Here is a 19,743-nt window from a genome sequence, read left to right as displayed (position 1 = left end):
ACCCAAGAAGTAAGCCCGCACGATTGCCCACTCAATGGGGACAAAATAGGATGCGGCATCCCGAAACACAGGACTATCGATGTATCAACCCGGACTGAATGATCTCGATGCCGTCCTCGCCGTCGCTCGCAGGAGCTCGTTTCGCGGCGCGGCGCTCGATCTCGGGATGTCGACGACGGCGATGAGCAGCGCGATCGCGAAGCTCGAAGCCCATCTTGGCGTGCGCCTCTTCAACCGCACGACGCGCAGCGTCTCACTGACCGACGCCGGCAGGGCCTTCGTCGAACAGGTGGCTCCGGGACTCGCGGACATCCGCGGCGCGATGGACGCGGCTCGCTCCCAGCAGGCAAAGCCGTCCGGCATGCTGCGCATCAACACCTTTGCGACCGCGGCGCGTGAGCTCCTCGCGCCCCTGGTGCTGGAGTACCTCCGCCGCCATCCAGACGTGCATGTCGACGTCGTGACCGAAGGCCGGCTGGTCGACGTCGTCGCCGAAGGGTTCGACTTCGGCGTGCGGATGGCGAACCTCGTGCCCACCGACATGATTGCCATTCCGCTGGGAGAGCCCCAACGCCACGCCATCGTCGCTTCGCCGGCGTATGTGAAGAAGCACGGTCGGCCACGCGTCCCATCGGACCTCTTCCGTCATCGGTGTATCCGGGTGCGCTTGCCGAACGGCAGCCTCTTCCGGTGGGAGCTCCGTAAGCGGGGGCAGACGGCCCTGATCGATGTGACGGGGCCCATCACGCTGGACGAGGCCAGCCTCTCGCGGATCGCGGTCCTGGAGGGCATCGGACTCGGCTTCTTCATGGAGCCGGACGTGCGCGGCGACATCGAAGCGGGACGCCTCGTTCGCGTGCTCGAGGACTGGACACCGGAGCTCGCTCCGCTCTGCCTCTACTATCCTGGCCGACGCAACGCCTCGGCCGCGCACACGGCGTTCGTCGCACTGGCCCGCGAAGTCACGGCAGCTCGCAAATGAGCGCCGCGATGGCGGCCGCTGGCGAAGCGCTCGGGTCCGTCCACGCTCGTCCCGCTTCGCGACGAAGGTGGAGCGCCTGCACGCCGGACTTGAACCGCTGCGTCGATGGTCGTGCAGTGGAGCTACACCGGCCTCACGCTTAGCTCGACTTTCCTATTTTCACAGGAAAACGCAGACTCTCGGTGAATCAACCACGGACCGGGAGGACACCATGCGGACACAATGGATTGCGTTGACCCTCGTGCTGGGCGCCATCGCCTGCGGGGGCGGTTTCGAGGAGACAGACGCCCAGGCGTGGGGTGAAGCCAAGGCGGGGCTCACCCCCACCACCGAGGACCAGGTGGTGGCCCGACTGCCCGCGAGCACCGGGGCGGTCTTCGCCTATGGAGAATACCTGCCGCCCGGCTACCTGACGTCCACCACGAACTACCCGGTCATCGTCCACCTGAACGGGATGGGGGAGTTCGGGACCTCGACGACGGAGGCGGACCTGCTGAACGTGGTGACCCGACACGGGGCGCTGAGGAACATCCACTTCACGAGCCAGGGCAAGGCGTACTTCGGGCAGCGACAGGTGATGGTCTTCACGCCGCGCGCCCCGACGAGCTGGCCGGCGGCGGACATCGAGGCGTTCATCAACTTCCTCGTGGCCAACTACCGCGTGGACACGACGCGCATCTATCTGACGGGCATCAGCGCCGGAGGCCACGGGGCCTGGCGGTACGCGTATACCTACGGCAGCCGGCTGGCCGCGCTGGCGCCCATGGCCACCAGCATCGGCGCGCCGGGCCCCACCATCACCCAACTGAAGAACGTGCCGGTGTGGGCGGTGCATTCGTACGGGGACAGCCTCTCGTACACCGCCGACCGCTCCTGGTTGACGGGCGTGACCAAGAACTACGGGCTGAGTCAATCGCTCCAGGTGCCAGCGCCGTCACAGACAGTGACGTACCTCTTCCCGGGCGCCAGCAGCCCCGCTTGGACGTCACAGCCCGGCGTGGTGGCCACCGGGAACGCCATCGCGCGCTTCACCGTGCTGCCCGGCACCGCGCACGACTGCTGGACCCAGCAGTATGACAACTACGCGTTCTGGGACTGGCTGCTCGCGCAGCATCGTTGACGCGGGGCGCAGTTCCCGCCGGGATGAGTCGGCTGCGCGCCTGTCTCATCGCGGCGCGCGCCCGAGGGCCTATTCCTTCAACGCCTTCACGGGATAGCTGCCGATGTAGGAACGGAATCGCTGCTCCAGCTTCCCGGGCACGAGCACGCCCGTGTCGAACAGCTTCAGCAGGAAGTCCTCGTACGTCGTCCACTGGGAGAAGTCCGCGCGCCGGAGTTCCTCGTAGAGCACGTAGGCCAGCACGTGCATTCCATCGTCGTGGTCGCGGAAGAAGGCCGCGCCCGTGAGCGGCTTGCCATCCTTCGCGCGGAGCAGGCCCTGGCGCTCGCTGACGAAGACGTCGATGGCCTCGGCGCAGTCCTCCTCCGTCAGCCCCTTGGCGGTGGTGTAGCCGAACGCGGGGTCGTGCTCGCGCACCAGTCGCTGGAAGTAGGGGTCCGCCTCCAGGGCCGTCAACCGCGCGTCGATGGCGCCCTCGCGCTTGAACGGCGGGTGGAGCAGTTCGTGGACGGCGGTCTTCACCGTGACGCTCAGCGGGTAGGTCAGGTCGGTGAGGAAGTTCCAGCCCGTCACCCGGATGCCGTGGGGCTTGGCGAACTTCAGCACGTGGGCGTTGAGCTCCTCCACGTGGAGCGCCCGGCCGAGGACGTCTTCGTCCCAGCCCACCACGTCATGGGGCGCCACCTGGACGCCGAGGCGCGCGATGGCCTGCTCGACCTGGGGCAGGTATTCCGCGCGCCAGATGCGCGAGAAGCCGATGCGCTGGAGAAAGGCGAACAGCACGCCCAGGTCCTGGCGCACGTCCTCCATCTCGGTGAAGTCGGAGTCCTCGGCGTAGCTCGTCGCCTCGAAGCCCCGGCGCATCGCCGTCCAGGCGGCATCGTCCGACACCGTCCTGGCCAGGTCTTCCACGGTGGTGGCGCCCGTGACGGAGAAGACGAGCGTCAGGTAGGGCCCCACCATCTTCCCGGCCTGCTTTCCCATCCGCTCGGTGAGGTGCGCGAGCGCGGCCTTCTCCCCGGGCTCGAGCAGGGCGGAGAAGCGCTGAAACTCCTCGGCGTAGAACCGCGTGTAGAACGCGTCACCACGGAGCAGGTTCAGCAGGCAGAGGGCGTCGTAGGCCTCGGAGGGACGCAGCACCCAGTGCGTGCGTCCGGCCTCCACGCGGGTGACGGCCGGCGCGGGAGCTGTCGGGACCACCTGCCGTGATGCGCAGCCGGATGAGGCCAGCCACAGCGTGGCGACGAGGGCCACGGCGGGCAGTCCTCGTCTGGAGTCCGCGGCCGGGGAGGGAACGGGGGAAGCGAGCGGGTCCGGAATCATGGCGCTGAAGCTGCCCCGTCCGCGCGAGGACGTCTTGGACAGAACTCATTTCGTTGGACGAAACGAGCGGCCCCCGGGCAACCGCCGGTACTCGGCCGGGGTCAGGTGGAGGCGGCGGCTGAATTCGCGCGTCATGTGACTCTGGTCGCAGTAGCCCGCCTCCAGCGCGACGACGCTGAGGGGCCGCGCCGTCTCTCGCAGTGCCCGACTGGCGCGCTCCAGTCGGGAGCGGCGCAGGTGGTCGGCGGGAGTGCACTGGAAGAACTGGCGGAAGCCTCGGCCCAACTGCGTGGGGCTCACCCCCGCCTCGCGAGCCAGCTGCGCGAGCGTGGGAGGCGGCCCCCGGACCGCATCCAGCAACTCCCGCACGCGGACGAGCCACGCGGGAGGGGCCGACGCCTTCGGGGGCATCGTGGCGCGCACGGCCTCGGCCAGCAGCTCCAGCGCCAGCCCTTCGATGGCCAGCGCCGCCAGGTCATCCCCGCAGCGGAACTCCTGGTAGAGGCGCGCGGTCAACGAGAACAGTCGCGCCGACGCCAGCTCCCTCCGTCCGTCCAGCCGGGAGACGAGGGGGTAGCGCGACCGCCAGACCGACTCGGAGAAGTCGACGTTGAAGGTGCGGGTGAGTCGACCGGCGATGCGCTGCTCGTGGGCGACCTCGGGTTCCTGGAAGGCCACCGACCTGGGAGGACATTCCCGGGCACGTCCTTCCAACACGTCGGTGAAGCCGCCTTCCAGCGTGAGCCGGAAGCCCGCGTGACGGTGCCGGTGGAGGGGAAGGACGACGTCGGGAGCATAGGTGCTCTCCGTCAGGACGAGCCCTGCCACCTCCAGGCGCTGGAGCGGTGTGCCGAGATAGCGACCAAATCCAAGGACGGGTGCGGAGGACACGAAGTCCCTATGTACAGCCCGCGAGTCGATTGCAATCGCCAGGCTTCCTCCAGGAGCCCAGTTCCAGCGCGCCGCGCGAACCTGCTTTCGGGCGACAACCTGGTGCGGCAGGCCCGACAACGCCATGAGAGGCCGCGGACGTGGGCCCGGCCGGCGGTCCTCCAGTCCGTGTCCCCGCTTGCCCAGCGGCTCGTTCAAGTCCCCTCCCCCGGCCAGCTGGCTCCACCCCGGGGGGCATGCGAGAGTGCCCACCCCCTCTTGACGATGCGCCTGATGAACAAACTCTCCGTAGCCATTGCTGGAATGATGTGGGTGCTGGCCGCTTGCAAGACGACGGGCCCTGCACCCGCCCGCGATATCCCCACGGCAATGAACCAGGCCGCGACGACCCTGCTGCAGTCGCGACTGCTGCACGCAACGTCGATCGCGGTGGTCTATCGCGGCGAGGAGTTCATCCTGCATCGGGGTGAGCTGGAGACCGGCAAGTCCAATCCGCCCGATGATTCGACCCTCTATGAGATCGGCTCGGTGAGCAAGACCTTCGCCGGCCTGCTGCTGGCGAACGCTGTCCTCGAAGGCAAGGCGACCCTCGACGACCCGATACAAAAGTATCTGCCGTCCGCCTATCCGAACCTGCAGTCAGACGGCGAGCCCATCCGTCTGCGCCATCTGGTCACCCACACCAGCGGCATGCCGGGGATGCTGCCACTGCAAGTGAATGACGTATTGCGGGACTTCACCGCGCATGCCACCCCGGCAAAGCTCAATGCCGCCTATGAGGACTACGGGCAGCCGCGGTTCTGGCAGGACCTGCACACCGTCAGCATCAAGGGGCCGCTCGGAAAGGACTATGCCTACTCGAGCGCCGGCACCGAGCTGGTCGCGCACACCCTCGAGAAGATCTACGGGGCGCCCTACGAGTCGTTGCTCGCGGAGTTCCTGGCGCGGGAAGCCGGCATGCACGACACGTGGCTGCGGCTGCGTGCCCAGGACGCCCGCCGTCTGGCGCCTGGCTACCACAGCGACAACCCGGTCGGCACCACGCCGATGCCGCAGCTGCCCTGGGGCGCGGCGGGGGCCTTGAAGGCGACGATGCCGGAGATGGTCAAGTACCTGCGATTGCAGCTGAGCAGCCTTCCCGCGGTGACGGAGTCACACAAGCCGCTGGTGCGCTTCGCGGAGGACTTCAGCATCGGCTATTTCTGGAACATCGGCCAGAGCAGCCAGTTGGGCACCCACTACGTGCATCATGGCGGCGTGCCTCGCGCGCAATGCTACCTCTACCTCGTGCCGAAGTATCAGCTGGGGGTGTTCATCATCACCAACCAGAGCGGCGATGCGACCGCCAACGCCATGGAACGCGCGCTGGCGCCCCTCTTCGACAGGGTCGAATCCATGCAGGGTCGCTAGCACGGCGAACAACAGGGGGAGTGCGCGTCGAGCCCCCGCAGACGTCTCTCCGTTCGACAAGTCGTCGGAGAGCATGAAGCGCGTGGCCAAGCCCACAGCCAACACAGCCCGACAATGTCTCCCGCCACGTCGCTCGCCGGACGGTTACCACTGGCTTGCAACGTGCCCGATGTCGCGTGCACTCATTAGTTGATGTTGTGATGAATGAACGGCTCGGTGAGCGTTTCGAGCCTGTCGTAACGGAACCCCGTGAGGGACTCACAGACATCGACGAGGATCTCGAAACTGATGGGGTTGGAATCATCGTCGGGGGGCTGGGCGGCGAGTCGATTCTGGCGGATGGCCGCGAGGCACTCCGGCGGTGTTCCACTGACCCGGACATCTTCGTCGGAGTCAGGCCGGAGCTCCCAGCGCTTCGTGCCCGCATGGAATCCCTGGGCCAGGGGAAAGCCCCCCTCAGCCGAGACAAGGAATCTCACGACGTCACCCTCGGAGGAGAGCTCGGCGAACCATTCCTCGTTCGTAGGGAATACCACGTCATGCACGATGATGACGAGGTACCACCCGGATGGGAGCCTCGCGCATGAGATGTCAAATGCGTCAATGGCCTCCCAGTCCGCGCGCCCCGGGCCCACCCGCAGCTTCTTCATCAACTCCCGAGGGTGGATGCCCTTCGCGGCGATCCAGCCAGGGCTCTCCGTCATGACTTCCTCCTCGTGGGAAAGAGGGTGAGGCATGGATCGATAAGCTCAGGGATCATGTTGTAGCTGAAGCCCGAGAGGGCCTCGCAGACCTCGATGGGGACGGAGAAGACCGTGTCCACATCGAACGAGTTCTGGCGATGGTAGGCCTGGAGCTTCTCGAGGTTCGCCCGGAGAATGGCCGGGAGGCACTCCGGGGGAGTACCGTCCACCTCGAGGTGCTCACGACCTTCGGAAGGGTCGTGCCAGAGGGTCCAGAGCTGCTCGCCTCCGGAGAAGCCCCAAGCCTGCGAGTACATCGTGTGCTCTTCGACGAAGCAGCTCACGACGAGTTCCGCATGCGAGGAGGCCTCCGCCAGTATCTCCTCGTCCGAGACCTGGTAAGGGTGGTTCCGGAAGTAGATGATGAACCACCCGTAATCGAGTCGCGCGGCGGTGATGCCGGCCTCCTGGGTGTCGAGTTCCCAGGACATACCACTCAACGACAACCCCAGTTCCTCGAGCAGCTTTCGGGTGGAGATTCCCTTCGCTGCGAGCCAGCTGCGACTGACGCTCATCAACGCTTCCTCGTGATGTATCCAGCCCCGGAACGCCCAGAGGCATCGCTCCCGACTCGCCCGGGGTCACGTCCTCACGACATCGAACGTACCTGCCGGGAAGATGTCGCAAACGAACGCTCTGTTCCAGCCAGGTTGTCGGCGGCAGCCCCCATCATCCGCTGGAGCAGTTCGGGCCGGTTCCGCGTCTGCGCGAGGCACTGAGCGATGCCGATGAGCCCCTGGCCATAGCGCTGGAGTTGTGTGGGCTCCTTGCGGACGCTCTCGGGAACCGTCAACCACGCTGGGAAGTGCTCGAGGACCAGGGCTTCGTGCTCGGCACAGAGCCGGATGAGCGCGGCGTCATCCTGTGATTGCACAGCCTCGAGGAGGAGGTCGCGCACAGCCTCGGGCGAGGAGGCTGCCGGCCTGCCCACGCGACCGAAGAGACGATTGAAGAGGCCCATCAAGCAAGCATATGCGAGCGAGACCGCTTCCCGACACTCCGATGCACTTCTTTCCGACCCGTGCCACCCCAACCTCAGCCGCTGCGTCCCGAGCAGCTGTGCGTCAGTGCGAGTGAGCGCGCCACGGCCTTCTCCAGGCTCTGCTCCGCGAGGATGCCCTGACAGCACCTGACGAAAGTCAGGGTTGGACAGAAGGGGCATGGTCCCCGAACCCGCCCCGACGCCTGCCTGGGAACAGGTGGCTCCCCGCGGCGAGCCGTACCTCGAAGCCCCACAGGCCGAGCACCACGAGCATCTTCACTCGTGGCACCTCACGGCTCGCGGCCTTTGCCTCGTCACTTCAGCGAATCGGTGGTCGTCGCCCGCTCTTCGGACATCGTCACAGCGGCGCCCGTGTCATCGAATCGGAGGATGCGGAACTTCCCCCCGTTCGGGCCACGCACCGCCACGGAGTACACCGCCTTCACCTCGAAACCACCGTGGTACCCGGCCGAGGTGTGGACGATCTTGACCTCACCCGCAGCCTCTCGCACGCCGGCTTCGCCGGCCCCCACACGCGCCAGGAATTCGGCGCGGTCGTTCGGCGAGGCCAATCGGCGTTGGAGTGTCTGGGCTCCCCGCACCACGTCCACGGGAATATCCGGCCAGTAGACGCCCTCGCTGATCACCCGGCGCGCATTGTCCAGCGCGGCATAGGCGAAGGAGCCCTCCACCGGGATGCCTCCCACCGAGCGCTCCAGATGGGTCGTGTACCAGAGGAGCTTTGATTGGGCTGGCGACACGCCGCCGCTCACCGGACCGCTCCCCGCCATCGTGGTCGTCACGTGGGTGCCACTCACCTGGGCCACCGGGACTCCCGCCTCCAGGAAGTACGCCTTGACCACCGCCGAGTGCTCCGCCGGATTCTCGGTCAGCGGCCGAGGGTACTCGACGCCCAGTGTCCCCTTCGGGAGCCCCGGGGCCCCGAACGTCGGAACGACCATCGTCGCGCGGGTGACCGTATCGACGAAGAAGACGCCCCTGCCTCCGACAACCCGCTCGTAGCTGCCTCCGGCCTCACGCCGCACACCGGCTCCCGCGTCGAAGCGGGACCTCGCGAGCGCGTGCTGATAACCTGCGCCCTCCTCGTTGACCGTTGGCGCCACCGACTGCGGTTGCTTCGCCAAGGACGGCTCCTGCTCCGAGGAGCAGGCAGCCAGGACCAGGAACAAACCAAGACTCATCGTTCGCGGATTCATGGCAGACCTCGCTACGGGAGAATGAAGGGGTGGCTGTTGCAGTCGTAATTGCAGGTGAAGATCCAAGCCATCCATTGGTTTCCGAAGCTGTCGTTCCCGGGGTCCCGGAGCTGTCCCCAGTTCTCGGTCCGGTTCGCCCATTCCGCCCGTGCCTGGTTGATTTCAACCGAGAGGGCGATGTTGGCGCCGCAGCCGACGATGCCGTGGCCGCCTCCGCCAAACGCACAGCTGGTCCCGCCCGCCACCGAGTTGATGGATTCGGCCCAGGACGGGGCGACAGCCGAGTTGGGATTCGCGACGTAGCGGTCGGCGAAGGCCTGGCCGCGATTGGCCACGTCGGCGGTGTCGTCTCCAACGCGCGTCGGCATGATGAGCGCAACCGTGGAGACTCCCGCGAAGGACCCCAGCACATTGGGGAAGAACAGGTCCGGCGTGATGCCACAACTGTTGTCGATGACGGCGAGGTTGATTCCTCCATTCGTGCCGGCGCCGGCCCATCCACCCGCCGTGGGGCTCTCGCCCCAGGCCACCGGGCCACTGGAGTAGTTGACGGACTGGCAGGCACTACCAGTCCGGTCGACGACGATGCTTCGCGGGCGCGAATACACACAGCGCCCGGCCAGCGGGTTCTCGGAGAACCGCAGGCAACGCTTGTCGGTCCCCGCGACATCCGGGCAGGACGCTCTCGAGGTGCAAGGGGTGTTGCTGTGATCGTCGCAGGTGCCGTGCCCGCTGAAATAGGAGATGGCGTCACCGGAACGGTCGAAGTAGAGGGTGTCGGACCCTCCGCTCACGCGTTGTGGGTCGGTGAAGTCGGTGGGCCATACCAGGCCATCCGTGTACCGGAGGCCGGCCGTGTAACCCGGTATCGACAGCATCCGGTTGCGAAAGTTGTCGACGTTCGCGATGTTGTTGAAGAGTGTTCCGCACGAGTATCGATTGACCGCCTCGATGGTGATCCCCGTCTGCGCGTGGGCGGAAAAGAGACTGAGGCACAGGGTAGCGGCAACAATGAATCGTCCGACGGTGGTTCTCGGCAACCTCATGGTCATCCTCCTCTTGGGTTGATACAGGCGGTCTTGGTTCTCTCTTGCTCGTCACAGCGCCATGTCCCGCCATCACAGACACACGTCCACCGGATCGCCGGACCGGGAGAGGCCGTCCCCGGACAAGAATCCTTCGTCCACACCGTGCACGCGGCCCGGGTCGAGCACGGGCCGTGCGGCAAATCACGCAGCTGGTAGTGGTCCCACGACCCCTTCGGGCTGGAGATCACACACATCGTTCGCGCCGGAGCCGTCTCGAGGGGCTCCGGCCTGGTCTCCTTGTCACGCGTGCATCCCAGACACACGAGCGTCGCGGCAACGAGGGCCCGCGCCCGCAAGCATTTGTCTGGAGCCGTGGACGGGCCGGAAATCCCAAGACCGATAGACAAGCAGGTCCAAACACTAACATTCGGACTCAATAAACAGGTATCGCGCCTCAGGGAGCGCGGGTGTCTGCTCTTTCACAGAAGCCCTGCCCTACGAGCGCAGCTTCGCCCGCATCCGCCCCGCGACTGGGGACAGGCAATGACGGGCATCCGTTGCTCGAGTGCTCCGTCGCTGGGAGCCCCGCACCCCCAAGAGGAGCGCGTGGTCCAGCCCCTCACGCAGCGCCCCTGGACCTCGTCGACGGCGCCGAGAACGGCCTGTCGTGGAGGAGCGCCGCTCCGAGGGTTCGTCGACTTCATCCGGGCCTCAGCGGAGCAGGCCGGCCCCCAGCAACCTCACAACGCGACGTTGACCGCGACACCCTCGCGCCCGGTCGCCCACTCGCGCAAGTACGCGTTGAGCTCCCCGAAGAACGATATCGACACCAGGTCTGACACCGCGAAGAGCTCCCGGAGCAGCGCGCCCACGTGGTTGTTATGCGTTTCGGCCGCGTCAGCGTCCACGTACTCCTCGATGATCGAATAGTGACCGGGCTTCTGCGTGGTGAACCACTGGTAGCGCAGCGTCCCCGGCTCGGTCGCGGCGACGGTGGCCAATGCCCGCGCCGCTCGGAGGAACTCCGTCTCCCCTCCGGTCCGTGTCTTGAACTCACAAATCACCAGAAGGCTCATTCGACGCTCCTGCACAGGCTGCGGTTCGAGGGATGGCGCTCGTCGTACCATCCGACCGGCTCGAAGTCGTCAACGAACGCAGGGTGGAACCAGGTCATGTGCGAGCGCGAGATGCGGCACGCCCAAGCAGGTACTCCTCGCGCTTCCCCTCCGGGCACGCCGAACCGTGACGCGGGCTCAGTCGGGACGGCGGGTCGTGGTCTGCGCATCGCGGTCGTAGGACTCCTGGTGCTTGTGGATCGTGTCGATGTGCTCGAGGGTCCAATCGTACAGGGCCGCGAACGGCTCCTGGAGCGACCTGCCAAGAGGGGTGATGGAGTACTCGACGCCCGGCGGTGAGCCGCCGATGACGCGTCGGACAACCATCCCATTGCGTTCAAGCTTTCGCAGCGTCTGCGTCAGCACGCGCTGGGTGATGCCCTCGAGCTGTCGCTTGATGCCATTGAACCGCTTCGGCGAGGCCCGCAGCACGGCAAGCACCATCATCGACCACTTGTCGCCAATCTGGTCGAGGATGGTGCGGGTGGGACAGTCAGCTCGGTAGATGGGCTCGTCTTCAGTATCTCTCGGCATACCAAGGATGCTCCAGGTACGTTCTTGACCCTAGGTATGCAACATATACCTTCGTGACGTGACGACTTCGCCTCTCGCCACAGCGAGCGGCGCTGGGTCTGCGGCCACTCAGGCGAGCAGCCCGTTCGAGCGAAGGAAGCGTGACTCTGGCCGGACAGCAATCCCTGGCCAGCGACTCGTCACGACATGAACTGCCCATGTAGGAGAGAAAACGTATGAATCGTTTCAAGGACAAGGTCGTGGTCATCACCGGTGCAAGTGAGGGTATCGGGCTCGCGACGGCCAAGGCCTTTGCCGCCGAGGGCGCCAACGTCTACGTCACCGGGCGCAGGCAGGAGAGGCTCGACGCGGCGGTGCGCGAGATTGGCGGCGCCACCGTCGGCATCCAGGGAGACGTTGGCAATCTCTCCGACCTCGACCGCCTCTACGCGCGGATCCAGCGCGACCACGGGAGGGTCGATGTCGTGTTCGCCAACGCGGGTATCTCCGAAACGTCGGCGCTGGGTGAGATTGACGAGGCGCACTTCGACCGCGTGTTCGGCACGAACGTCAAGGGCATGGTCTTCAGCGTGCAGAAGGCGCTGCCGCTCATGACCCGCGGAGGTACGGTCATCCTCGCGGGCTCGGCCAGCGGCAGCAAAGGGTTCCCCGGGCTCTCGGTCTACAACGCGACCAAGGCCGCGATTCGCTCACTCGCTCGAACCTGGACGACGGACCTGAAGAGCCGAGGCATTCGCGTCAATGTGATTTCACCGGGGATGATTGAAACGCCCGCGATGCAGACGTACCTCCAGAACAACGCGGGGTTCGAGGACGTGCTGAAGCAGATGACGCCGCTCGGGCGAATCGGTCAGGCGGAGGACGTCGCGAACGCGGTGTTGTTCCTCGCAGCCAACGAGAGCAGCTTCGTCGCGGGCGTCGAGTTCTTCGTGGATGGAGGCATCATGGCGGTCTAGCCAGCCGCCCCCCCCCGATGGCGATACCGCGCTCAGCCCGCTTTGCGGCGGAAGTGGAGCGCCTGCGCGCCGGACTTGAACCGCTGCGTCGAGAGGAGTTCGAGCTGCCGCGGACTCGACAGGCCCTGAAACAACGTCGGCCCGTGGCCGCTGATGATGGGATGAACGACGATGCGGTACTCGTCGATGAGCCCCCACTCCTCGAGCGACGCCGCGAGCTTGGGCGCTCCGACCAGGACACCCTGCTCGGTCTTCGCCTTCAGCGCCGAGATGGCCTCGCGAAGTTCACCCTCCACCCTGACCGTGTTCTGCCATGGGAAGTCGCTCCGCGAGTTCGACACGACGTACTTCACCTTCGCCTCGAGCTTCTGCGCCCACTCGCGCATCGCGCGCGGCGCATTCTCGTCGCGCGCCACCGCGGGCCAGGCGCCCTCCATCAGCTCGTAGGTGTTGCGCCCGAAGAGCATCGCCCCGCTCTGCTCCATGCGCTCCCTCCAATAGTCGTGCAGCTCGTCGTCCGCGATTCCCTGGGTGTGGTCGATGCACCCGTCCAGCGTCACATTGAGACCGAAGGTGAGGAGGCCCATGGCGCGGGACTCTACGAGAAGCGCCCCCCGTGCGCAGCACACCTCGCCATCGACGCAATGCCCCATCTCCGGCGGGCCCCACCGCCACCCGAGGTCGCGACATGCATCAATCCCCGCCGCCCGGCCGCGACGACAACAGGCCCTTGAGGCCATCGAGGATGCTCCACGCGCTGAGCGCGCCTTCGACCCGCTCCCCGACACTGTCGGGCTCACTGTCGAAGCCGAGGTCGCGCTCGGAGCCCTCGATGCCGATACAGCCCTCGACGACCAGGTCGGTTCCGTTGAAGACCTGCACGGCATGGGCCCTCTTCGAGGGCAAAGGCTGGGTGAGGTCGTACGACCAGAGGCGCCTGCTGAGCTCCCATGCGAGGAAGGACGGGTGGGCGGCCGCACCTCCTGCCTGAGCGCCCAGGGGCATGATGACCGAGTCCGTGCGGGCATCGCCTTCAGCCGTTTCCAGGTCGCCATTCGCATGCACCCGGAGCCACAGTCCGGGCCGCTTCTGCAGCCGCAGCAGGAGCGGACTGCCGCTGCGTGAGCGCTTGGGAATGTCCGGCACCGCCAAATCACTTTCGAGGTCCGTGTCGCCGAGGTCGTGGACGACCAGCTCACCCTTCGAGGTGCCCACCGCGACGAAGCGGTCATTCGGAGACACACTCAGGCACGTGACGTCCCACGGGGACATCTCGCATGGCAGCACCCCGAGCACCCGCCCGCTGCGACTCGAAATGAGGGTCACGCCCTCCGGGCCGCAGGCCGCGAGCCAGCGCGTGCTCCGGGCCATCGCCAGCAGCGTTTCCTGCCCATGCCCATACCCCAGGATCTCCGAACTCCAGTCCGCCCCACCGGTCTCGTGGTCCCACCTGTAGAGGCGCGGCCGGACCGCGTCGTCATCCCGGTTGAGGCGTGACTTCACGCCCACCACGCGAGGCCCGGTCGGCAACACGAAGCCCGGCCCGATGGCCTCGTCCCGCGCGCCCTTGAACCGGGAGAGTTCCTGCCCTGTCCGCGCATCGAGCACCACGAGGTCCCACTCGAAGAAGCACCACAGCTTCGTCCCGTCGTCGGAGAGCGCCAGGCCACAGGTGGGCGCGAAGGTGTGGATGTCCTTCAGGAGCGGCTTCGGGGTCGAGCCCGGCGTCCACGACCAGACCCTGTCGCCCTGGGAAGCGTGGCCCGCCCAGTACACGGCGCCATCCGCGGAGACCACCAGCGCCCTGGGACGCGTCGCAAGGGGAGCGCTCTCCAGCATCCTGCCGGAACCCAGCGCATACACCCGGGCGACCTGGTCCTCGAAGGTCGCGGCCAGCACGTCACCGGTCGGGAACAGCCGGACCTTGTTGAGCCCCTCGGCGACCGTGAGCGTCGACACGGTCCGCGGGGCCGCGACGTCCCACACGCGAACCGTGGAGTCTCCCTCCGCCGCCGAGACGAGCCGGGACGAGTCCGGGAGCCAGTCCGCGGCGAGGATGGGTGTGGAGTGGCCCTCGAGTCTCTTGCTCGACCTGCGAAGGTGTCTGTCCTGCTTCACGGTGTGCCTGCCTCCACCCTCTCCACATACCCCGCGGGAGGGCTCTCCGCCCCGCCGTGGGGGGCCACGACAAGAACAAGCTCCCCGTCCTGGGGAAGGTCAAGCGCATCCGCCTCGAGCGCTTCGTCGCCCCCGACCGCGGACGCAGGGCGGACTCCGTCTGGAACCATCCCAACGAAATCCAAGCGGCCTGCAAGAACGCATGCATCGAGCAGCAGCAGAACCGCACGGACGAGGATGCGAAGCACGACAAGCCGAGCGCATCCTGATTCGACGCTCGAGGGATATCCCTTCGCGTGAGTCCGCGAAGACCGCCTTCGCGCTCGGCATCATCATCTGGTTCCACGCGCGCCCGCCGAGATAAGCTCCGGGATGTTGGCCCCTCGATTGCTTAGGGCCGAGCAGCCCCCGACTCGACACTGGAAGCCGAGCCCCCATGCGTTCCCGTCACTTCGTCCCCGCCCTCCCCGCCGCTTCCACCTCGTCTGTCCGCTCCCAGGAGGTGGCCCCGTGAGCCGCGTCGCGGGATGGGTGGTGCTGATGCTGGCGCTGGTCGTGTCGTACCACCCGGCCGAGGCCGCGCAGGCGAAGAAGGCTCCAGCGAAGAAGACCACGGTGGCGGTGCTGCGCCCCGAGGGCAGCCAGGCGGAGGCCCTGCGCAAGGTGCTGGCCGCGGAGCTGGGCAAGAAGGGCCGCGGGCGCGTGGTGCTGCCCGCGAAGAAGGTGGATGCCCAGGTGAAGCTCCTCCGCGGCGGGCCGAAGACGGATGAGCAGCGGCAGGCGCTGGCGAAGAAGCTCGGCGCGGACATCCTCATCCTCTCCTCGGTCAAGGGCACGAAGCGCTGGGACGTGCAGGTCCGCGCCTACTCCGGCCAGGACGGCTCCCTCATCGCGGAGGAAGCGTGGGACGTCCGCACGAACCGCGCCTTCCCCGACGTGCGGCGCGAGCTCGAGCCCAAGCTGGGCGCGGCCCTGAAGGAAGGCCCGCCGCAGAGCCTCCCGCCCACCGCCGTCACGCCTCCGACGCCTGTCGTCTCCGAGCCGGAGGTCGCGCCCCCGGCCCCCATCGCGGAGGCACCTCGCCAGGCGGTCGTGAAGCCTCCTCCGCCCACGGTGACGAAGAAGGAGGAGCCGCCCGCGCAGCCCGAGCCCAAGGCCGCCGGCCCTCGCGACCTGGACGGCCCCACCCTGGAGGCGCTGCTCTCCGGCCAGGGCCTCTTCCGTCGCTTCAACTTCTCCGGCAGCAACGCCAGCCAGCTGCCCGACTACAGCCTCAACAGCGCCGCGGCGGCGAGCCTCGCGGTGAGCTACTTCCCCCTCTCCCACTTCACGGATGGGATGGTGCACAACCTGGGGCTCGTCGCGCGGGGCTCACGCTCCTTCGGGCTGTCCACGCGGCTCCCGGATGGCTCCAGTCACCCCACCACCGCGCAGCTCATCGAGGGCGGCCTGCGCTTCCGGCTGCCGCTGCGGTGGCTGGAGCTCTCCGTGGGCGCGCTGTACGGCACCCACTCCTTCGCGGTGGAGCTCCCGCCGGAGAGCACCTTCGCCCTGCCCGACGTGGACTACCGCTTCGCGCACGTGGAGCTGGGCCTGCGCAAGGCGCTCAACGAGCGCTGGGCCATCGCCGCGCGCGTGGGCTACCAGCACGTGCTGAGCGGCGGCGAGCTGTCCTCGGACGACTACCTCCCCGAGCTGAGCGGCTCCGGCATCGATGGCGAGCTCGCCGTGGAGTTCGCCCTCACGCGCGTCCTCGGTCTGCGCGTGGGCGGAGAGGTGCGCAGCTACTCCTTCACCGCCGGCGCCGCGGAGGGCACCCCGGTCTTCGCCGGCGGCGCCAAGGACCTGTACTTCAGCGGCCAGCTCGGCCTGTACGTCAGGCTGTAGCACCCGCGCATTGAGGGGGTCTGTCCCCCACGCCTGTGGCGCCTCCTCCACACTTTCGCCCGAGGCCCGCATGGAAGATGAAACGCGCATGCATGCGTGACACGAGTTTTTCAGTATCCGTGTCACCGGGCCATCCGACCGATGCGTGCGCGTCGCGGCTACATTGACAGGACCGCGTCATCCAGCCGATTGGTATGTCTCCCAATGATGGAGGCGCTCGTGCCGAGGATGCGGTCACAACGGTTGTCACGAGAGCCAGCGGAGCGGGGACGGTGGTGGCGCCCGGTGGTGCTCGGGTTGCTCTTGAGCGGGGCTGCTGGCTGCGAAGGAACCCTCTCCAACCCGGAGGGCCCCGGTGGAGGACCCGGTCCCGGCAATCCCCCGCCCCCCGCCGTCGAGAAGCCCGCCCCTTCCGTGCGGATGGCGCGCCTGACGCACGTGCAGTGGACCCACAGCGTGCAGGAGCTGCTCCGCCTGGACGCGCCGCCCACGACGCTCGCGGGCACCTTCCGCGCGGACCCCGCCCAGAGCGGCTTCCTCTTCGACAACGATGCGCGCGCCCTCTCCGTCGACGAGGCCCTCTGGGGCGCCTACCAGCGCGCCGCCGCGGAGCTCGCCGGACAGGTGACGACGGACGCGGCGAAGCTCGGGCGCCTGGTGCCCGCGTCGACCGCCACCGGCGAAGCGCGCGCCCGCGCCTTCGTGGAGTCCTTCGGCCTGCGCGCGCACCGGCGCCCGCTGACGCCCGATGAGGTGGAGAGCTACCTCGAGCTGTACCGCAAGGGGCCCCAGGCCTACGCGGACATGGCGGCCTTCGAGGGGGGCCTCCGGCTGGTCATCGAGGCCTTCCTCCAATCGCCCCACTTCCTCTACCGCGTGGAGCGCAGCACCCAGGCCGTGCAGGACCGGGTGCCGCTCGACGACTACGAGGTGGCCTCGCGGCTGAGCTATGGCCTGTGGAACGCCATGCCGGACGACGCCCTGTTCGCCGCCGCGAGCGAGGGCACCCTGCACTCGCGCGAGGGCGTCGCCACCCAGGCCAGGCGCATGCTCCAGGACGCGCGCTCGAACAAGGTGGTGGAGGCCTTCCACCGCACCCTCTTCGACGTGCCCCGCTATGCCGCCATCCGGCCTTCGCTCACGCGCTATCCCCAGGTGACCGAGCGGCTCGGCGAGTACGCGGCCCGGGAGACGAGCCTCTTCGTCCAGGACGTCGTCTTCTCCCGCAAGGGCGGCTACAGCGACCTGCTCACCTCGCCGTCCACCTTCGTCAACGACGAGCTGGCGCGCGTCTACGGGCTGAGCGGCGCGTTCACCGCCGACTTCGTCCCCGTGACGCTCGACTCGCGCGAGCGCAAGGGCGTGCTCACCCAGGTGGGCTTCCTGGCCTCGCACGCGACGTCGGTGGACCCGGACCCCATCCACCGCGGCGTCTTCGTCTCCGAGCGCATCATCTGCCGGAAGATTGGCGCGCCGCCGGCCAACATCCCGCCGCTCCCCGCCCCGCAGGGCCGCACCAATCGCGAGGTCGTCGCCTCGCACACCGAGGCGCCGGGGAGCGCGTGCGCCAGCTGCCACTCGCACCTCATCAACCCGCTCGGCTTCCCGTTCGAGAACTTCGACGCCATCGGCGGCTTCCGCACCACGGACAACGGGCATCCGGTGGACGCCAGCTCGACGCCCAACATCAACGGGGAGACGGTGCCGGTGCGCGACGCGCTGGATTTGGCGGACGCGCTCGCGGCCAATGAGTCGGTGCACGCGTGCTACGCGAAGCACTGGGTGGAGTACCTCCACGGGCGCCCGTCCGCCCACGAGGACGCGCCGCTGGTGGAGCGGCTCGGGAAGCTGTCGAAGGCGGGCAACCTGTCCATCGTCGACCTCGTGGTGGAGGTCGTCACCAGCGAGGGCTTCGTGAATCGCCACCCGGAGGAGCTGCCATGAAGCTGAGTCGCCGGATGGTGTTGAAGGGCCTGGGCGGGACGATGCTGAGCCTGCCGTTCCTCGAGGGGTTGATGCCGAGGACCGCCCTCGCGGCGGACCCGGTGGTGCGGCCGTACGCCATCTTCTTCCGCCAGGCCAACGGCGTCGCCTCGGCCCAGACGACGTCGGAGCTGGGCGCGGAGCCGGAGCGCTTCTGGCCGCGCACCCTGGGGGCGCTCACCGCGGACAGCATGGCCGGGCGGGCCGTGGGCGTGCTCGAGGCCCACCGCGCGCACCTGCTGCTCGTGCGCAACGTCAACATGCGGGACTACAACTACGGGGACGGCCACGCCCGCGGCGCCATGCAGGGGCTGACCGCGCGGGGCCCCGTGGTGGAGGGCGCGGGCGGCGGCTCCGAGTCCGCGGGCGAGTCCATCGACCACCGCATCGGGCGCGAGCTCAACCCGCAGCAGCGTGACTCGCTCGTCTTCTACGCGGGCCGGCGGGGCGGCTGGCTCGGGGGGCCCTGCCTGTCCTACCGGAGCAGCAACGTGCGCCGGGCCGCGCTGCATGACCCGTGGAATGCGTACCAGACGATGATTGGCGGACCGGGGGGACTGACGCCCGAGGCTCGCGAGCAGCTCCTCGTCCGGCAGCGCAGCGTGAACGATTTGGTGAAGGCCCAGCTCCAGTCGCTCAAGCAGCGGCCCGAGCTGAGCGCGTCCGACCATGAGCGCGTGGACCTGCACCTGTCGAACGTCCGGGACCTGGAGGTCGCCCTGAGCTGCCGCATGCGCGCGGACCAGGAGCTCATCCTCCAGCAGCAGGCGCCCGGCTATGACAGCACGGACGGCACCGAGGTGCTCGCCACCGCCCGGCTGCACATGGACATCGCGGTGATGGCGATGGCGTGCGGCACCAACCGCGCGGCCGTCATCCAGGTGGGCAACGGCAACGACGGCGACACGCGCTACCGCAACCCGGAGACGGGGCAGTTGATGGAGAACTTCCATTACGTGTCCCACCGGCGCACGTCGCACGACGCCAGCGGCGGCATCATCACGGGCTCGGACCTGCTGCACCACCACGTGGACGTGCAGTTCGCGAGCACCTTCAAGCACCTGCTGGACAAGCTGGCGGCCTACCAGATGCCGGACGGCAAGCGGCTCATCGAGCACGGCGTGTCGGTCTGGTACAACGACCTGGGCAACGGGCCGGCCCACTCGGCGCGCAACGTTCCGTTCGTGCTGGCGGGCAGCTGCAACGGCTTCCTCAAGCAGGGCGTCTACGTCGAGGCGTCGGGCGGCGGCAATCCCAACCACAACCGGATGCTGAACACGATTGGCACCGCCGTGGGGTTGAGGAACGCGGCCGGCGGGAACCTGGACGACTTCGGCGACCCGGCGCTCACCAAGGGCGTGCTCTCCGAGCTCATCGCATGAGGCGTTGATGGCGGCCTGCTCCCGTGTCTCGTCCGGGAGCAGGTCCCCGAGCGCGGTCCGTGGAGTGGGGCA

At 67.8% G+C, this 19,743-nt stretch carries 19 protein-coding genes; 8 read left to right on the top strand and 11 right to left on the bottom strand.

The window, feature by feature from the left end:
* Positions 1-79: 79 nt before the first annotated feature.
* Both K8625_RS42700 and K8625_RS42695 read left to right on the top strand, forming a co-directional pair.
* A complete protein-coding gene (locus K8625_RS42700; protein WP_223750535.1) occupies positions 80-982 on the top strand; it encodes a LysR family transcriptional regulator in 903 nt (300 codons plus the stop codon).
* Between the two features lie 211 nt (positions 983-1,193).
* The gene (locus tag K8625_RS42695; protein ID WP_223785974.1) at positions 1,194-2,102 is read left to right on the top strand and encodes a PHB depolymerase family esterase; all 909 of its coding nucleotides are present in this window, start codon (positions 1,194-1,196) and stop codon (positions 2,100-2,102) included.
* A gap of 69 nt (positions 2,103-2,171) precedes the next feature.
* Here the strand turns inward: K8625_RS42695 and K8625_RS42690 are convergent, their stop codons facing one another.
* Positions 2,172-3,356, bottom strand: coding sequence for a hypothetical protein (locus tag K8625_RS42690; protein WP_223785973.1), 1,185 nt, complete (start codon positions 3,354-3,356; stop codon positions 2,172-2,174).
* 114 nt (positions 3,357-3,470) lie between these two features.
* On the bottom strand, positions 3,471-4,316 hold the full coding sequence (locus tag K8625_RS42685; RefSeq protein ID WP_223785972.1) for a helix-turn-helix transcriptional regulator: 846 nt from the start codon (positions 4,314-4,316) through the stop codon (positions 3,471-3,473).
* Positions 4,317-4,589: 273 nt separating this feature from the next.
* Here K8625_RS42685 and K8625_RS42680 point away from each other — a divergent pair, with 273 nt between their 5' ends.
* Positions 4,590-5,726, top strand: a complete 1,137-nt coding sequence (locus K8625_RS42680; protein WP_223750531.1) for a serine hydrolase — start codon at positions 4,590-4,592, stop codon at positions 5,724-5,726.
* Between the two features lie 185 nt (positions 5,727-5,911).
* Here K8625_RS42680 and K8625_RS42675 read toward each other — a convergent pair whose 3' ends face one another.
* The 7 genes from K8625_RS42675 to K8625_RS42645 form a co-directional block, all read right to left on the bottom strand.
* Positions 5,912-6,430 carry a hypothetical protein gene (locus K8625_RS42675; protein WP_223785971.1) on the bottom strand — a complete coding sequence of 173 codons (519 nt, stop codon included), beginning with the start codon at positions 6,428-6,430 and terminating at the stop codon, positions 5,912-5,914.
* On the bottom strand, positions 6,427-6,984 hold the full coding sequence (locus tag K8625_RS42670) for a hypothetical protein (protein ID WP_223785970.1): 558 nt from the start codon (positions 6,982-6,984) through the stop codon (positions 6,427-6,429). The genes K8625_RS42675 and K8625_RS42670 overlap by 4 nt, the downstream gene beginning before the upstream one ends.
* 74 nt (positions 6,985-7,058) lie before the next feature.
* A complete protein-coding gene (locus K8625_RS42665; RefSeq protein ID WP_223785969.1) occupies positions 7,059-7,430 on the bottom strand; it encodes a hypothetical protein in 372 nt (123 codons plus the stop codon).
* Between the two features lie 335 nt (positions 7,431-7,765).
* On the bottom strand, positions 7,766-8,641 hold the full coding sequence (locus K8625_RS42660; RefSeq protein WP_223785968.1) for a hypothetical protein: 876 nt from the start codon (positions 8,639-8,641) through the stop codon (positions 7,766-7,768).
* A gap of 38 nt (positions 8,642-8,679) precedes the next feature.
* The gene (locus K8625_RS42655) at positions 8,680-9,714 is read right to left on the bottom strand and encodes a DUF6345 domain-containing protein (RefSeq protein WP_223785967.1); all 1,035 of its coding nucleotides are present in this window, start codon (positions 9,712-9,714) and stop codon (positions 8,680-8,682) included.
* Positions 9,715-10,436: 722 nt separating this feature from the next.
* Positions 10,437-10,772 carry a putative quinol monooxygenase gene (locus K8625_RS42650; protein WP_223750526.1) on the bottom strand — a complete coding sequence of 112 codons (336 nt, stop codon included), beginning with the start codon at positions 10,770-10,772 and terminating at the stop codon, positions 10,437-10,439.
* Between the two features lie 177 nt (positions 10,773-10,949).
* The gene (locus tag K8625_RS42645) at positions 10,950-11,345 is read right to left on the bottom strand and encodes a helix-turn-helix domain-containing protein (RefSeq protein WP_223750525.1); all 396 of its coding nucleotides are present in this window, start codon (positions 11,343-11,345) and stop codon (positions 10,950-10,952) included.
* Between the two features lie 215 nt (positions 11,346-11,560).
* On the opposite strand from K8625_RS42645, the gene K8625_RS42640 reads away from it, so the two are divergent.
* Entirely contained in the window at positions 11,561-12,301 is a 741-nt protein-coding gene (locus K8625_RS42640; protein WP_223750524.1) for an SDR family NAD(P)-dependent oxidoreductase, read from the top strand.
* A gap of 32 nt (positions 12,302-12,333) precedes the next feature.
* Here K8625_RS42640 and K8625_RS42635 read toward each other — a convergent pair whose 3' ends face one another.
* Together K8625_RS42635 and K8625_RS42630 are read right to left on the bottom strand one after the other, a co-directional pair.
* Positions 12,334-12,888: a dihydrofolate reductase family protein gene (locus K8625_RS42635; protein ID WP_046712093.1), complete on the bottom strand. Its 555-nt coding sequence runs from the start codon at positions 12,886-12,888 to the stop codon at positions 12,334-12,336.
* A 106-nt stretch (positions 12,889-12,994) separates the two neighbouring features.
* Positions 12,995-14,419 (bottom strand): hypothetical protein, encoded by a 1,425-nt coding sequence (locus K8625_RS42630; protein WP_223750523.1) that lies wholly within the window; start codon positions 14,417-14,419, stop codon positions 12,995-12,997.
* A 56-nt stretch (positions 14,420-14,475) separates the two neighbouring features.
* Here K8625_RS42630 and K8625_RS42625 point away from each other — a divergent pair, with 56 nt between their 5' ends.
* From K8625_RS42625 to K8625_RS42610, 4 genes are all read left to right on the top strand, one after another.
* Complete coding sequence (locus K8625_RS42625; protein WP_223750522.1) at positions 14,476-14,688, top strand: hypothetical protein; 213 nt, start codon at positions 14,476-14,478, stop codon at positions 14,686-14,688.
* A gap of 241 nt (positions 14,689-14,929) precedes the next feature.
* Positions 14,930-16,306, top strand: a complete 1,377-nt coding sequence (locus tag K8625_RS42620) for a hypothetical protein (protein WP_223785966.1) — start codon at positions 14,930-14,932, stop codon at positions 16,304-16,306.
* Between the two features lie 243 nt (positions 16,307-16,549).
* Positions 16,550-18,250 carry a DUF1592 domain-containing protein gene (locus tag K8625_RS42615; RefSeq protein WP_223785965.1) on the top strand — a complete coding sequence of 567 codons (1,701 nt, stop codon included), beginning with the start codon at positions 16,550-16,552 and terminating at the stop codon, positions 18,248-18,250.
* Positions 18,247-19,671, top strand: coding sequence for a DUF1552 domain-containing protein (locus K8625_RS42610; protein ID WP_223785964.1), 1,425 nt, complete (start codon positions 18,247-18,249; stop codon positions 19,669-19,671). Before K8625_RS42615 ends, K8625_RS42610 begins: the two co-directional genes overlap by 4 nt.
* Positions 19,672-19,743: the final 72 nt, after the last annotated feature.

The organism is Myxococcus sp. AS-1-15 (assembly GCF_020037055.1).
Lineage (GTDB): Bacteria > Myxococcota > Myxococcia > Myxococcales > Myxococcaceae > Myxococcus > Myxococcus fulvus.
This window is presented reverse-complemented; position numbering and strand designations above follow the sequence as displayed.

What these genes read in the sequence shown, in the direction of transcription:
- K8625_RS42700 (WP_223750535.1), top strand. Translation starts at nt 80, where the DNA reads ATGTATCAACCCGGACTGAATGATCTCGATGCCGTCCTCGCCGTCGCT.
- K8625_RS42695 (WP_223785974.1), top strand. Translation starts at nt 1,194, where the DNA reads ATGCGGACACAATGGATTGCGTTGACCCTCGTGCTGGGCGCCATCGCC.
- K8625_RS42680 (WP_223750531.1), top strand. Translation starts at nt 4,590, where the DNA reads ATGAACAAACTCTCCGTAGCCATTGCTGGAATGATGTGGGTGCTGGCC.
- K8625_RS42675 (WP_223785971.1), bottom strand. Translation starts at nt 6,430, where the DNA reads ATGACGGAGAGCCCTGGCTGGATCGCCGCGAAGGGCATCCACCCTCGG.
- K8625_RS42670 (WP_223785970.1), bottom strand. Translation starts at nt 6,984, where the DNA reads ATGAGCGTCAGTCGCAGCTGGCTCGCAGCGAAGGGAATCTCCACCCGA.
- K8625_RS42665 (WP_223785969.1), bottom strand. Translation starts at nt 7,430, where the DNA reads ATGGGCCTCTTCAATCGTCTCTTCGGTCGCGTGGGCAGGCCGGCAGCC.
- K8625_RS42655 (WP_223785967.1), bottom strand. Translation starts at nt 9,714, where the DNA reads ATGAGGTTGCCGAGAACCACCGTCGGACGATTCATTGTTGCCGCTACC.
- K8625_RS42650 (WP_223750526.1), bottom strand. Translation starts at nt 10,772, where the DNA reads ATGAGCCTTCTGGTGATTTGTGAGTTCAAGACACGGACCGGAGGGGAG.
- K8625_RS42645 (WP_223750525.1), bottom strand. Translation starts at nt 11,345, where the DNA reads ATGCCGAGAGATACTGAAGACGAGCCCATCTACCGAGCTGACTGTCCC.
- K8625_RS42640 (WP_223750524.1), top strand. Translation starts at nt 11,561, where the DNA reads ATGAATCGTTTCAAGGACAAGGTCGTGGTCATCACCGGTGCAAGTGAG.
- K8625_RS42635 (WP_046712093.1), bottom strand. Translation starts at nt 12,888, where the DNA reads ATGGGCCTCCTCACCTTCGGTCTCAATGTGACGCTGGACGGGTGCATC.
- K8625_RS42610 (WP_223785964.1), top strand. Translation starts at nt 18,247, where the DNA reads ATGAAGCTGAGTCGCCGGATGGTGTTGAAGGGCCTGGGCGGGACGATG.